This window comes from Xanthomonas sontii, assembly GCF_040529055.1.
GTDB classification, from domain to species: Bacteria; Pseudomonadota; Gammaproteobacteria; order Xanthomonadales; family Xanthomonadaceae; genus Xanthomonas_A; species Xanthomonas_A sontii.
This window is the reverse complement of the sequence record NZ_CP132342.1, coordinates 2812357-2826583: the sequence shown is the minus strand read 5'-3', so window position 1 is coordinate 2826583 and position 14227 is coordinate 2812357. Positions and strand designations below refer to the sequence as shown.

Annotated in this window: 11 protein-coding genes; 5 read left to right on the top strand and 6 right to left on the bottom strand. The window is 69.7% G+C overall.

What is annotated here, in order from left to right; genetic code table 11:
- Positions 1-86: 86 nt before the first annotated feature.
- From RAB70_RS11905 to RAB70_RS11895, 3 genes are all read right to left on the bottom strand, one after another.
- Positions 87-644, bottom strand: a complete 558-nt coding sequence (locus RAB70_RS11905) for an adenine phosphoribosyltransferase (RefSeq protein WP_017909319.1) — start codon at positions 642-644, stop codon at positions 87-89.
- A gap of 83 nt (positions 645-727) precedes the next feature.
- Entirely contained in the window at positions 728-3850 is a 3123-nt protein-coding gene (locus RAB70_RS11900) for an efflux RND transporter permease subunit (RefSeq protein ID WP_148829733.1), read from the bottom strand.
- Between the two features lie 6 nt (positions 3851-3856).
- Positions 3857-5020, bottom strand: a complete 1164-nt coding sequence (locus RAB70_RS11895; protein WP_148829734.1) for an efflux RND transporter periplasmic adaptor subunit — start codon at positions 5018-5020, stop codon at positions 3857-3859.
- A gap of 62 nt (positions 5021-5082) precedes the next feature.
- Between RAB70_RS11895 and RAB70_RS11890 the strand changes: the two genes are divergently transcribed.
- Complete coding sequence (locus tag RAB70_RS11890; RefSeq protein ID WP_225851702.1) at positions 5083-5787, top strand: TetR/AcrR family transcriptional regulator; 705 nt, start codon at positions 5083-5085, stop codon at positions 5785-5787.
- A 19-nt stretch (positions 5788-5806) separates the two neighbouring features.
- Here the strand turns inward: RAB70_RS11890 and RAB70_RS11885 are convergent, their stop codons facing one another.
- Positions 5807-7378 (bottom strand): YdiU family protein, encoded by a 1572-nt coding sequence (locus tag RAB70_RS11885; protein WP_148829735.1) that lies wholly within the window; start codon positions 7376-7378, stop codon positions 5807-5809.
- Between the two features lie 251 nt (positions 7379-7629).
- Between RAB70_RS11885 and RAB70_RS11880 the strand changes: the two genes are divergently transcribed.
- A complete protein-coding gene (locus RAB70_RS11880) occupies positions 7630-8523 on the top strand; it encodes an alpha/beta hydrolase (RefSeq protein ID WP_148830622.1) in 894 nt (297 codons plus the stop codon).
- Between the two features lie 21 nt (positions 8524-8544).
- Here RAB70_RS11880 and RAB70_RS11875 read toward each other — a convergent pair whose 3' ends face one another.
- Complete coding sequence (locus RAB70_RS11875) at positions 8545-9237, bottom strand: glutathione S-transferase family protein (protein ID WP_148830098.1); 693 nt, start codon at positions 9235-9237, stop codon at positions 8545-8547.
- Between the two features lie 204 nt (positions 9238-9441).
- Complete coding sequence (locus tag RAB70_RS11870) at positions 9442-9651, bottom strand: cold-shock protein (protein ID WP_017909327.1); 210 nt, start codon at positions 9649-9651, stop codon at positions 9442-9444.
- A gap of 491 nt (positions 9652-10142) precedes the next feature.
- On the opposite strand from RAB70_RS11870, the gene RAB70_RS11865 reads away from it, so the two are divergent.
- The 3 genes from RAB70_RS11865 to RAB70_RS11855 all read left to right on the top strand — a co-directional run bounded on the left by RAB70_RS11865 (position 10143) and on the right by RAB70_RS11855 (position 14163).
- Positions 10143-10688, top strand: coding sequence for a YaeQ family protein (locus RAB70_RS11865; protein ID WP_017909328.1), 546 nt, complete (start codon positions 10143-10145; stop codon positions 10686-10688).
- On the top strand, positions 10685-11881 hold the full coding sequence (locus RAB70_RS11860; RefSeq protein WP_148830097.1) for an NAD(P)/FAD-dependent oxidoreductase: 1197 nt from the start codon (positions 10685-10687) through the stop codon (positions 11879-11881). Before RAB70_RS11865 ends, RAB70_RS11860 begins: the two co-directional genes overlap by 4 nt.
- 209 nt (positions 11882-12090) lie before the next feature.
- Positions 12091-14163 (top strand): EAL domain-containing protein, encoded by a 2073-nt coding sequence (locus RAB70_RS11855; protein WP_148830079.1) that lies wholly within the window; start codon positions 12091-12093, stop codon positions 14161-14163.
- The last annotated feature ends 64 nt before the right edge of the window (positions 14164-14227 follow it).

Genomic DNA, 14227 nt, shown 5'->3' with positions numbered 1-14227 from the left:
TCGCCACGACGCATGTGCGCCGCGGCCGCGCCCAATGCGTCGATCCCCGGCCGCGCCACCTGCGCTGCCAGGAGCAGTGGCCTTGCTCAGTACGTCAGCGTCGCCAGCAGCGGCAAGGTCTCGCTCCAGCGATCGCGTCCACGCAGCGCCTGCAGTTCCACCAGTACCGCGGCGCCGACCACTTCCAGTTCCAGTTGCTGCGCCAACGCCAGGGCCGCGCGCAAGGTACCGCCGGTGGCGAGCACGTCATCGACCAGCAGCACGCGCGAACCGGCCGGCAGCGCATCGGCGTGCATTTCGATGCGGTCGCTGCCGTACTCCAGCGCGTACTCCTGGGTCACCGTCCTGCCCGGCAGCTTGCCTGGCTTGCGCACCGGCACGAAGCCCGTACGCAGTTCGTGCGCCAGCGCCGCGCCCAGGATGAAGCCGCGCGACTCGATGCCCAGCACCGCCTGCAGCGGCGTGGTGCGCCACGGACGCGCCATCTCGTCCAGCGCCGAGGCGAAATCCGGGCCGTCGGCCAGCAGCGGCGTGATGTCCTTGAACACGATGCCCGGCTTCGGGAAATCGGCGATATCGCGAATGCGGCCGGACCAGTGGGCCGGTGCGTCGCTGGGCGCGCCGCAGCAGGAGGAATCGTTCATCGCACAGTCGTATGCCGTGGGGGAACGCAAAGTCTAGTCGCAAGGCGGCACCGCGTCGCGGAGCCGCCTCGTCGGTCTACGACTTACGCCGCCGCTGCGCTGGCGTCCTGCCGCGCGGGCCCGCGAAACAGGCCGCGCACCAGCACGAAGAACAACGGCACCAGCAACACTGCCAGCACGGTGCCGGTGACCATGCCGCCGATCACGCACACGCCGATCTCGCGGCGGCTGGAGGCGCCGGCGCCGGTGGACAGCGCCAGCGGCAACACACCGGCGACGAACGCCAGCGAGGTCATCACGATCGGCCGCAGGCGCAGCCGCGCGCCTTCCAGTGTTGCTTCCAGCAACGGTCGCCCGGCACGCTGCCGCGCCTCGGCGAATTCGACGATCAGGATCGCGTTCTTCGCCGACAGGCCGATCGTGGTCAGCAGGCCGACCTGGAAGTAGATGTCGTTGACGAACCCGGCCAGGGTGGTCGCCAGCACGGTGCCGACCACACCCAGCGGAATCACCAGCAGCACCGCCACCGGGATCGACCAGCTTTCGTACAGCGCCGCCAGGCACAGGAAAATGAACAGGATCGAGGCGGTGTACAGCCACAGCGTCTGGTTGCTGGACAACTGCTCCTGGTAGGACAGCCCGCTCCATTGCAGATCGAAGCCCTCCTGCTTGGCCACCAGCGCCTGCATCCGCTGCATCGCCTCGCCGGAACTGCTGCCGGCCGCCGCGCCGCCCTGGATCTGCGATGCCGGCAGGCCGTTGAAGCGCTGCTGCAACTGCGGGCCGCGGGTCCAGTGGGTGCTGGCGAAACTGGCGAACGGCGCCATCTGCCCGCCGCTGCCGCGCACGTACCACTGCGCGATGTCCTCCGGCAGCGCGCGGTACGGCGCATCGCCCTGCACGTACACGCGCTTGACCCGGCCGCGGTCGATGAAGTCGTTGACGTAGCTGCCGCCCCAGGCGGTGGCCAGGGTCGCGTTGATGTCGCTCTGCGCCAGGCCCAGCGCGCTGGCCTGGGCGTGGTCGATGTCCACCTGCAGTTGCGCCTTGTCGCCCAGGCCGTTGAGCCGCACCGCGGTCAGCTGCGGATCGTCGCCGGCCTCCTTGAGCACCTGCTGCTGCGCCTTCAGCAGCGCCGCGCGGCCGGCGCCGTCGCTGTCGCGGATCCACAGCTCGAAGCCGCTGGACTGGCCCAGGCCGCGCACCGCCGGCGGCGACAGCACGCTGATCTTGGCATCGCTGACCCCGCGGAAATGCGCGTTGGCGCGGTCGATGATGGCCTGTGCGGTGTTGTCGCGGTTGCGCTCGCCCCACGGCGTGAGCGCCACGAAGGCCTGGCCGGCGTTCTGCCCGGTGCCGGCGTTGTTGCGGCCGACCACCATGAAGATCGCGGTGAGATTGGCCTTCTCGTGGGTCATGAAGTAATCGCTGATGCGCTTGCCCAGCGCCTGGGTCTTGGCCAGCGGCGTGCCTTCCGGGGTGGTGAACTGGATCTGCACCTGGCCCTGGTCCTCCACCGGCAGGAAGCCGGTCGGCATGCGCATGTACAGCACCACCATCGCCAGCGCTACCAGCGCATACAGCGCCATCCAGCGCCGCGGCCGCTGCAGCACCGTGCCGAGGCGGCGCTGGTAGGCCTGCTGGCCGCGCTCGACGCTGCGGTTGAACCACTGGAAGAAACGGCCGAGCTTGCGCTCCTGCTCCACCGGCTTGAGCAGGGTCGCGCACAGCGCCGGGGTCAGGGTCAGCGCGACCAGCGCCGACAGCGCCATCGCCGAGGCGATGGTGATGGAGAACTGCCGGTAGATGATGCCGGTGGAGCCGCCGAAGAACGCCATCGGCAGGAACACCGCGCCCAGCACCACGGTGATGCCGATCAGCGCACCGGTGATCTCGCCCATCGAGCGCTCGGTGGCCTCGCGCGGCGGCAGGTGTTCCTCATGCATGATCCGCTCGACGTTCTCCACCACCACGATGGCGTCGTCGACCAGCAGGCCGATCGCCAGCACCATCGCGAACAGGGTCAGCGTGTTGATGGTGAAGCCTGCCGCGGCGAGGATGCCGAAGGTGCCCAGCAGCACCACCGGCACGGTGATCGCGGGGATCAGCGTGGCGCGCGCGTTCTGCAGGAACAGGAACATCACCACCACCACCAGCACGATGGCCTCGGCCAGTGTGTGCACCACGTTCTCGATCGAAATGCGCACGAACGGCGTGCTGTCGCGCGGATAGGCCACGTCCAGGCCCGGCGGGAAGGTCGGCTTGAGCCGTTCGATGGTGGCGTGGATCGCGTCGGAGGTGGCGATCGCATTGGCGCCGGCGGACAGCGTCACCGAGAAGCCGGACGCCGGGTGACCGTTGAGCGTGGCGTTGTTCTGGTAGTTCTCCGCGCCGATCTCCACCCGCGCCACATCGCCCAGGCGCACGCTGGAACCGTCCGCGCGCGTGGCCAGGATGATCTGCCGGAACTGCTCGGGCGTCTGCAGCCGCGACTGCGCGGTGACCGTGGCGTTGAGTTCCTGCTCGGCGCCGGTGGGCAGCGCGCCGAGTTCGCCGGCGGTGACCTGGGTGTTCTGCGCCAGGATCGCGCTGCGCACGTCGCCGGGCATCAGTTGGTAGGCGTTGAGCTTGTGCGGGTCCAGCCAGACCCGCATCGCGTACTGCGCGCCGAACACGTTGATCTCTCCGACGCCGTTGATGCGGCTGATCGGGTCCTGCAGGGTGCTGACCAAGTAGTCGGAGATGTCGACGTTGTCCATGCGGTCGGTGCGGTCGTAGATCGCCACCGCCATCAGGCTGTCGCCCTGCGACTTGGCCACGGTCACGCCCTGCTGCTGCACTTCCTGCGGCAGCCGGTTGAGCGCCTGGTTGACCGCGTTCTGCACCTGCACCTGGGCGATGTCCGGGTTGGCCGCCTGGTCGAAGGTGATGCTGATCCGCGCCTGCCCCGACGAGGAACTGGTCGAGGAGAAGTACAGCAGGTGGTCGATGCCCTTGATCTGCTGTTCGATCACCTGGGTGACGCTGTCCTCCACGGTCTGCGCCGAGGCGCCGTTGTAGGTGGCGGTGACGTTGACCGAGGGCGGCGCGATGTCCGGGTACTGCTCGATCGGCAGGGTGAACACGGCGATGGCGCCGGCGGCCATGATGCAGATGGCCAGGACCCAGGCGAAGATCGGGCGGTGGATGAAGAAACGCGGCAGCATGCCGGCTCAGCCCTGGCCGGCGGCAGGCGCGGCCGCGGCGGCGGCGGTCTTCACCGTCACCTTGGCACCGTCGCTGAGGCCTTGCCGGCCCGCCACCACCACCCGCTCGCCGGGCTTGAGGCCATCGCCGACCAGCCAGCGGTCGCCGACCGCGCGCAGCGTGGTGAACTCGCGCTGGCGCACCACGTCGTCGGCGCCCACCACCCAGGCCACCGCCTCGCCGCGCGGGGTGCGGTCCACCGCCGCCTGCGGCACCAGCAGCGCCTGCTGGCGCACGCCCTGCCCGACCAGCGCGCGCACATACATGCCCGGCAACAGTTGCGCATCGGGATTGGGGAAACGCGCGCGCAGGGTCACCGCACCAGTGGTCTCCTCCACGTCGAGGTCGGCGAACTCCAGCGTGCCCGGCAGCGGATACGCAGTACCGTCGGACAGGGTCAGCCGTACCTGCGTGCTGGCCGGCTGCACGCCGCCGGCGGCAATCGCCCGACGCAGCGCCAGGAACTGATTGCCGGACTGGGTGATGTCCACGTTCATCGGATCCAGTTGCTGGATCTTGGCGATGGCATCGGTCTGATTGGCGGTGACCAGCGCGCCGGGGGTCACCCGCGCGCGGCCGATGCGCCCGCCGATCGGCGCCAGCACCGTGGCGAAGCGCAGCTGCGTGCGCGCGGTGTCCAGCGCCGCGCGTTGCGCGTCGCGGCTGGCCAGCGCCTGCTTGTAGGCGGCCTGCGCATCGTCCACGTCCTGCTGCGCGGCCAGCCGGGTCTTGCCCAGGGTGCGGTAACGCTCGGCGCGCAGCGTGGCGGCGGCGAGCGTGGCCTCGGCGGTGGCCAGGTTGGCCTGCGCCTGGTTGGCCGCGGCCTGGTACAGGGTCGGCTCGATCTGGAACAGCGGCTGCCCGGCCCGCACCGTGGCGCCCTCCTCGAACAGCCGCTGGCGCAGGATGCCGCTGACCTGCGGCCGCACCTCCGATTCTTCCGAGGCCACGGTACGCCCGGCCAGTTCCACGCTCAGCGGCACGCTCTGCGGCTGCAGGGTCACCACCTCCACCGTCTTCGCTGCCGGCGCCGGGGCCTTGCCTCCCCCCTTGCAGCCGGCGAACGCGAGCACGACGACGGACAGCAGCAACGGCAGCGCGCGGCGGCGCTGGACGAAAGGCGCGGGCATGCGCTTGATCCTGGGGACGGCGGGGAGGATCATTTAATTTACTCAAAGACAAAAAAACAATCATGAAGGGAAGCACAACCCTTCGCCGCCAGGATGCGCAAACTGCGACGGCGACGGCCGAGCCGGCGACAACGGGCGTCCCCGCGCGCCCGCGTGGACGGCCGGCACTGGCGCGGCCACGCCTGCTGGCAGCGGCACGCACCCTGCTGCTGGAACACGGGCTGGACGTGTCGCTGGAACAGATCGCCAGCCAGGCCGGACTCACCCGGCAGAGCCTGTACAACCATTTTTCCAGCAAGGCCGAGCTGCTGATGCAGGTGTTCGAGGCCTTGAACGAGGAACTGCAGGCGCGCTTCGAAAACATCGGCAGCGCCACCGCGCAGGACCTGCCCGCGACCCTGCGGCAGATCGCGCTGACCGTGCCGGCGCACCTGTACGCGCCCGACGCCTTGCGCCTGCATCGCCTGCTGGTGCAGGCCAGCGCGCAGATGCCGGACCTGCTGCAGTCGCTGCACCAGCGCCGCGCCGGCCGCCTGCGCGAGCGCCTGAGCGCCTTGCTGCAGACCCTGCACGCGCGCGGCGACGTGCAGGTCGCACGCCCCACCCTCGCCGCCACCGCGTTCATCGGCGCCACCTTCGGCTATGCCTATCCCGGCGCGATGCTCAACGGACAGGCGCCGGACGCGGCCGCGCAGCAGGCGCTGGCGGAGGAAGTGGTGGCGACCTTCCTGGCCGCCTGGCGCTATCGCGGCGCGACCGCGCCCTGAGCGCACGCGCCGGCCCCGCTCAGGAACTGCACGACAGCATCGAACAGCCAGCCCGGCTGCGCGCCCAGTCCGGACGCTTCGCCGCGAAGGCCTCGCGCCCGGGCTGCTCGTCGTACGGATGCCGCATCACCTCCAGCAGCTCGTCGATGCCGCCGGTGTCGCCCTGCTCGGCGCGGTCGATCGCCTGTTGCGCCAGGTAGTTGCGCAGCACGTAGCGCGGATTGGCCGCGCGCATCTGCTCCGCACGCACGGCGGCGGGCAGCGGATCCTGCCGCAGGCGCTGCGCATAGCGGGCCAGCCAGGCCTCGAACGTCGGCGCCTGCGCCGCCAGCTTGTCCGGGTCGTAGAACGCGTCGGCCAGCGCCGTCAGCGCCTGCGCCGGCGTCCACGGCGGCAGCGGCAATGCGCTCAAGCCACGGAACCACTGGGTCATGTCGACCTCGCCCTGCTGCAGCAGATCCAGCAGGTCGCGCATCAGCGCCACATCGGCGTCGCCGCAGGCCGCCAGGCCGAGCTTGGCCGCGATGTTGTCGCGCTCGGCCTGCGCATACTCCGCACGGAACCGCTCCAGGCCGTCGTGCAGTGGCGCGACGTCGTCGAACAGCGGCGCCAGCGCCTGCGCCAGCCGACCCAGGTTCCAGTACGCGACCTGCGGCTGCGTACCGAAGCGGTAGCGGCGCCCCTGCGCATCGGTGGTGTTGGGCGTCCAGTCCGGGTCGTAGTCGTCGACCCAGCCGTAGGGGCCGTAGTCGATGGTCAGGCCCAGGATCGACATGTTGTCGGTGTTCATCACCCCGTGCACGAAGCCGACCCGCATCCAGTGCGCCACCATGCGTGCGGTGCGCGCACAGATCTCGGCGAACCAGGCCGCATCGCGTGCGCCACCGGTGCCGGACAGCGCCGGGAAATCGCGTGCGATCACCAGATCGGCCAGGCGCCGCAGCAAGGCGGTGTCGCCGCGCGCGGCCGGCAGTTCGAAACTGCCGAAGCGCACGAACGACGGCGCCACCCGGCACACCACCGCGCCCGGTTCGGCGCGCGGGTGGCCGTCGTAGAACATGTCGCGCACCACCGTCTCGCCGGTGCCGACCAGGCTCAGCGCACGTGTGGTCGGCACGCCCAGGTGATGCATGGCCTCGCTGCACAGGAACTCGCGGATCGACGAGCGCAGCACGGCGCGGCCATCGGCACCGCGCGAATACGGCGTGGGCCCGGCGCCCTTGAGCTGCAGCTCCCAGCGCCGCCCGTCCACCCCCAATGCCTCGCCCAGCGAGATCGCGCGGCCGTCGCCGAGTTGTCCGGCCCAATGCCCGAACTGATGCCCCCCATAGTTCGCAGCATAGGGCTGCATGCCCGGATAGCGCGCATTGCCGGCGAACACCGCGGCGAACTCCGGCGCCCGCACCTCCTGCTCGGACAGCCCGAGCAAGGCGGCCACCTCCGGCGAATACGCCAGCAGCCGCGGCGCCGCGACCGGCGTCGGCTCGACCGGCGACCACAGCGCGCCCAGCACCTCGCGGCGCCGCGGACCGGTTTCCGGGTCGCCAGGCAGCTCGGCGACGAAGCGATTGTCGAAACGCAAGGAAGGCATGGGCAAGAGCGTAGAAGTCGCGGGCTTCATTGGAAAGTCCGCGAGGTGAGCATCCAGTGCACGCCAGGTATCGCGAGAGCCCGAAAAGCCCCTCTCCCCCCGGGAGAGGGGTTGGGGTGAGGGTCCGACCACCGCGAACCCAGCGTACGCGCAGTAACCCCCGCTTTGACCAATCCCCACTCCCCGCCCCACCTCCACTCGCCGCCGACATGGGCATCCGGCATGCTCCGCGCTCCTCTCAGGGATCGCCCATGTCCGACCGACCGTCTTCGCCCCGCTGGCCCCGCAACGCCCTGATCGCCCTCTCCTCGCTGCTGGTCTCGGCCTGCAGCAGCCTGTTCTTCGGCGGCCTCAACGCCAGTTCCTCGCGGCATGGCCTCCACGAGCAACGTGGGATCGTCTACGACGCGGCGCATGGCCTGGCACTGGACGTGTACCGCCCCGCCGGGGTGGAGCACGCGCCGGTGGTGGTGTTCTTCCACGGCGGTACCTGGAAGACCGGCGACCGCCAGAACTACCGCTGGGCCGGCGAAGCGCTGGCGCGGCACGGCGTGGTCGCGATCGTGCCGGACTACCGCAAGTATCCGCAGGTGACCCTGGACGGCTTCATGCGCGATGCCGCCACGGCGGTGGCCTGGAGCCGGCGCCATGCCGCCGACTACGGCGGCGATCCGCAACGGCTGGTGCTGATGGGCCACTCCGCCGGTGCGCACATCGCCGCGCTGCTGGCCACCGACGGTCATTGGCTGCAGGCGCAGGGCCTGTCGCCGCGGCAACTGTGCGGCCTGGTCGGGCTGGCCGGCCCCTACGACTTCCTGCCGCTGACCGATCCGGACCTGATCGGCATGTTCGGCCAGGACCCGGCGCAACAGCGGCGCTCGCAGCCGGTGAACTTCGTCGACGGCGACGAGCCGCCGGCGCTGCTGCTGCACGGCGACGCCGACACCGTGGTGGAGCCGCACAACAGCCAGTCGCTGCAGGCCGCGCTGCAGCGCGCCGGGGTACCGGCCGAACTGAAGACCTATCCCGGCGTCGGCCACATGCGCCTGGTGCTGGCGCTGCGCAAGGACGACCCGGCGCTGCCGGTCATGGCCGACAGCATCGCCTTCGTGCGTGCCTGCCGGGCACGTCCCGCCGCCCGTTGACCCGGATGACGCGGACGGAACTCAGCCGTCCGCGCTGCCGAGCAGTTCGAATGGACCACCCTGCTGCAGCGCGCGCTGATAGGCGGGGCGCTGCTCGATCCGCTGCACGAACCCGGCCAGGTTCGGATGCGTCTGCAGGCCGATGCGCGCCGCGGCGGCCTGCACCGGGAAGCTCATCTGCACGTCCGCGGCGGTGAAGCGGTCGCCGGCGAACCAGCCGGTCTCGGCCAGTTCGCGCTCCATCCAGTCCAGGTGCAGACGCACCTGCGGACCGACGAAACCATGCATCGCCTTGTCGACGATGGCCTTGGCGATCGGCCGCGCGAAGAACGGCATCTTCGCCGAGCGGATCCGCCCGAATACCAGGCTCATCAGCAGCGGCGGCATCGCCGACCCCTCGGCGTAGTGCATCCAGTAGCGGTAGCGCAGGCGCTCGGGCGAATCCAGCGGCTGCGGCGCCGGCGACAGCGTGCTGCCGGTGTCGTAGCGGTCCACCAGATAGTCGAGGATGGCCCCGGACTCGGCGAGGACGTGACCGTCGTCCACCAGCACCGGCGACTTGCCCAGCGGATGGATCGCGCGCAGCTCCGGCGGCGCCAGCATGGTCTTGGAATCGCGCTGGTACTTGATCACCTGGTACGGCAGCGCCAGTTCCTCCAGCAACCACAGCACGCGCTGCGACCGGGACTGGTTGAGGTGATGCACGGTGATCATGGCGACGGCTCCGGAGCTCGGGGGCCGCCATGGTAGCCGGATGCAGGTGTGAACCCGCGCATGCAGGGCATGGTCGCTGCATCTGGCGCCATGGCGACGGCGCCGCGATCAGCGGAAGTTCGCTGCCCGAAAAAAGAAACACCCAAACAAAAACGCCGGAAGCTTGCGCTCCCGGCGTTCGGCACCTTGCGGTGGCAGACGTCCTTAGACGGCCTGCACCTGGTCAGCCTGCATACCCTTCTGGCCCTGCACGGCGACGAAGGTCACCTTCTGGCCTTCCTGCAGCGACTTGAAGCCGGTGCCCTGGATCGCGCGGAAATGCACGAACAGGTCCGGGCCGCTTTCCGGGGTGATGAAGCCGAAGCCCTTGGCATCGTTGAACCACTTCACGGTACCGTTCTGACGCTCAGACATTTGCTAACTCCTGAAACATTGAATTGAAGAAATCGCAGCCATCGGAAATCGAGGCCGAGACTGAGTTGCAGGCGTTAGTAAAGCGAGCGGAACGATGAAGTGGATCGTGAGATCTACTGCACCAAGCCACGATTCACGGTGACTCTAGCAAACACAGTGGGGCCACCATACGCGGGTCGTGATCAAAAAGCGACATGTTTGTGTAGACAAACCGGGATCCACCACAAGGAAGCTGAACCCCACCCTAAAGTTAACGCCAGCGCTGCCGATCCGCCTGCCGATCCGCGGAAACTGCGCAAATCCGCCCAGGATCCGGACAACGGCGACTGAGCCTGCGACCACGCCGGAGGTGGCCGTGGCTCCCCCCTGCCCCCGCCAGGCCCCCGGGTCGGACACGCGCCCCCGGCCTCGATTCTCCCGCTCCCCCACAAGTCCCCGGCCAGCGGCGGCCCCACACCGTATCCTAGTGCGCCCTCGATCCCGGTAGCCGCATGGCCCTCACCGCCACCCTCCGCAAGGCGGAGCTGCAGATTTCCGACATGGACCGCGGCTACTACGCCGCCCATTCGCTGACCCTGGCGCAACACCCGTCCGAAACCGATCAGCGGCTGATGGCGCGCCTGCTGACCTTCGCCCTGTACGCCGAGGAGCGCCTGCTGTTCGGCAAGGGCCTGAGCAGCGACGACGAACCCGACCTGTGGCGGATGGACTACACCGGCGCGATCGAGCAATGGATCGAGGTCGGCCAGCCCGACGAATCGCGGGTACGCAAGGCCTGCGGCCGGGCGCGCTCGGTGGTGGTGGCCAACTACGGCGGCCGCGCCGCGGACATCTGGTGGGACAAGAACGCGTCCGCGCTGATCAAGCTCAAGCCGGTACAGGTGATCGACTTGCCGGCCGACGCCGTCGCTGCGGCGGCCGAGCTGATCCAGCGCAGCATGCGCTTCGACGTGGTGATCCAGGACGGCGAGGTGCAGTGGCTGGGCGACAGCGGCAGCTTCGCCTTCACCCCCACGGTGCGCAAAGCCGCGGCATGAGCGCCGGGACCGCTCCCCTCCGCACTGATGTCGTGGTACTCGGCGCCGGCGCCGCCGGGCTGATGTGCGCGATCGCCGCCGGCCAGCGCGGGCGCCGGGTGCGGGTGATCGACCATGCCAACAAGGTCGGCAAGAAGATCCTGATGTCCGGCGGCGGCCGCTGCAACTTCACCAATACCGGCACCGGGCCTGGCAACTTCCTGTCCGCCAATCCGCACTTCTGCAAATCGGCGCTGGCCCGCTACCGCCCCAACGACTTCATCGACCTGGTCGAGCGCCACGGCATCGCCTATCACGAGAAGGAACTGGGCCAGCTGTTCTGCGACATCTCCTCCAAGCAGATCGTGCGCATGCTGGTGGACGAGTGCGCCGCGGCGGGGGTGACGGTGCGCACCGACTGCAGCGTGCGCGCGGTGGAACGCGGCAGCGAGGGGTTCCGCCTGGACACCGACGATGGCCCGGTGCATGCGGCCTCGCTGGTGGTGGCGACCGGCGGCCTGTCGATCCCCAGCCTCGGCGCCAGCGGCTTCGGCTACGAGCTGGCGCGGCAGTTCGGCCACGCGGTGTTGCCGACCCGCGCCGGGCTGGTGCCGCTGACCCTGAGCGGCAAGCACCAGGAACGCCTGCACGACCTGTCCGGCCTGGCGCTGCCGGTGGAGGCCAGCTGCAACGGTGCGCGCTTCCGCAACTTCATGCTGATCACCCACCGCGGCGTCAGCGGCCCGGCGATCCTGCAGATCTCCTCGTACTGGCAACCGGGCGACGACCTGCGCCTGGACCTGTTGGCGGGGCAGGACGCGGCGACCTGGCTGCGCGAACAGAAACGCCTGCGCGGCGCCGCCGAGTTGCGCACGGTACTCGGCGAGGCACTGCCGCGCCGCTTCGCACAACGCCTGTGCGAGGTGTGGCTGCCGGACAAGCCGGTGCGCCAGCTGGACGAGCCACAGCTGCGCGCCGCCGCCGAGCTGCTCGGCGCCTGGCCGCTGGTGGCCAGCGGCACCGAGGGCTACCGCACCGCCGAAGTCACCCTGGGCGGCGTGGACACCGACCAGGTGTCGTCCTCGACCATGGAATCGCGGCGCGTGCCCGGCCTGTACTTCGTCGGCGAAGTGCTCGACGTCACCGGCTGGCTGGGCGGCTACAACTTCCAGTGGGCCTGGGCCTCGGGCCATGCGGCTGGTTTGGCGGCCTAGCGGCGGGGAATGGGGAATGGGGAATGGGGAATCGGGAATCGGGAATCGGGACTCGAAACACCGCTTGTTGCGCGCGCGTCCCGGTCCGAGCGCGAACGTTCAGACACGACAGCCCGCTCTTGCGACTCCCCATTCCCGATTCCCCATTCCCGAACAACATGGACGCGACAGCGGCCATCGTGTATTAAACCCCGTCCCCGGGAGGCTTCATGCACACAGGCAAAGACATCACCCTCCGCCTGATGATCGTCGACGACAGCGGCGAAGACGCCGAGGCGATCGTCAGCAGCCTGCGCAACAGCGGCATCGCGGTGCGCCCGTCGCGGCCGCAGCACGCCGAGGAGTTGTCGGCGATGCTGACCGCACAGCCGATCGACCTGGTGCTCAGCGCGCAGGCGCAGTCGATCCCGCTGCCGCAGGTGCTGCAACGGGTCGCCGCCAGCGGCAAGGACATCCCGGTCATCGTGCTGGCCGAGCGCATCGACGAACAGGAATGGCTGGAGGCCGTGGCCGGCGGCGCGCGCGCGATCGCGCTGCGGCAGCGGCCCGAGCACTTGCTGGCCGTGGTCCGCACCACCTGGGCCGACCTGCAGGCGCGGCGCGGCCTGCGCCGGATCGAGGCGCAGATGCGCGAGACCGAGCGCCGCTGCGACGCGCTGATCGCCTCCTCGCGCGATCCGATCGCCTACATCCACGAGGGCATGCACATCCGCGCCAACGACGCCTACATGGAGATGTTCGGGTTCGAGTCGTTCGACGACGTCGAAGGCGTGTCGCTGCTGGACATGGTCGCCCCGCAACACGTGGAAGGTTTCAAGCAGTTGCTGAAGTCGCTAAGCAAGGGCGAGCCGCCGCCGGCGCAGTACCAGGTGGACGCGCGCACCCTGGAAGGCGACAGCTTTCCGGCGACGATGGAATTCGCCACCGCCAGCTACGAGGGCGAGGCCTGCGTGCAGGTGGTGTTCCGCCGCCGCGAGGAGTTCGACCCGGAACTGGCGCGCGAGGTCGAGGACCTGCGCCAGCGCGACCAGGTCACCGGTCTGCTCAACCGCCCGACCTTCATGCTGGCGCTGGAAACCGCGGTGGCCCAGGTCGGCCGCGGCGAGGGCCAGTACGGCTTCCTGCTGGTCGAGCCGGATCATTACGCGCGCCTGTTGGCCGACATCGGCCTGGATTCGGCCGATGCGCTGGTCGCCGCATTGGCCCAGCACCTGGCCGCGGCCATCGACGGCGACGTGCAGGCGGCGCGCTTCGGCGAGCACAACTTCGCGCTGCTGCTGGAAGGCGACTACGCACGCACCGCGGCGCTGGCCGAGCGCCTGCTGCAGGCCTACGCCAGCCAGGTGTTCAGCGTCGGCGAGCGCTCGGCCACGGTCACCGTCAGCATCGGCGGCGTGCAGATCGGCGAGAAGATCGCCAGCGTCGGCCAGGTCCTGGCCCGCGCCAGCGAGAACGTGCAGGCGACCGTCGAACTGGGCGGTAACGCCTGCAAGATCTTCGACCCGGGCGCGGCCGACCGACTCGAGGAAGAGCGCGTGCAGCGCTGGGTGCAGCACCTGCGCGAGGCCCTGGCCGGCGACGGCTTCCTGCTGCACTACCAGCCGGTGCTGAACCTGCAGGGCGACCAGCACGAGCTGTACGAGGCCTACCTGCGCCTGGAGCGCAACGACGAACTGATCGGCCCGTCGACCTTCCTCGGCATCGCCGCCGAGCATGGCCTGACTGCCGAGATCGACCGTTGGGTGGTCGCGCGTGCGATCGCCGTCATCGGCGAACGCCAGCGCGCCGGCCACGCCACCAGCCTGCTGGTCAAGGTCAGCCCGGAAGCCTTCGCCGACACGCAGATGGTCGACCTGATCCGGCGCGAACTGGAGACGCACGGCGTGCCCGGCGACCGCCTGTGGCTGCAGACGCCGGAGGCCAAGGTGTTCACCCACCTGCGCAACGCGCAGCAGTTCCTGGCCGACGCCACCGCCCTGGGCTGCAAGGTCGGGCTGGAACAGTTCGGCTCCGGCCTGGACTCGTTCCAGTTGCTGGCGCACTTCCAGCCCTCGTTCCTGAAGCTGGACCGCGGCTTCACCCAGGACCTGACCCAGACCCGCGAACACCAGGACAAGATCCGCGAGATCACTGGGCGCGCGCAGTCTGCCGGCATCCGCACCATCGCCGAGTTCGTCTCCGACGCCACCTCGATGAGCCTGCTGTTCAGTGCCGGCGTCGATTACGTGCAGGGCGAGTTCGTCGGCCTGGCGGCGCCGGGGATGACGTTCGATTTTGCCTGAGGGGCCGCGATTCGGGATTGGGGATTGGGGAGTCGCAAAAGCAACGGCCGGCGGAGCCTGCGCT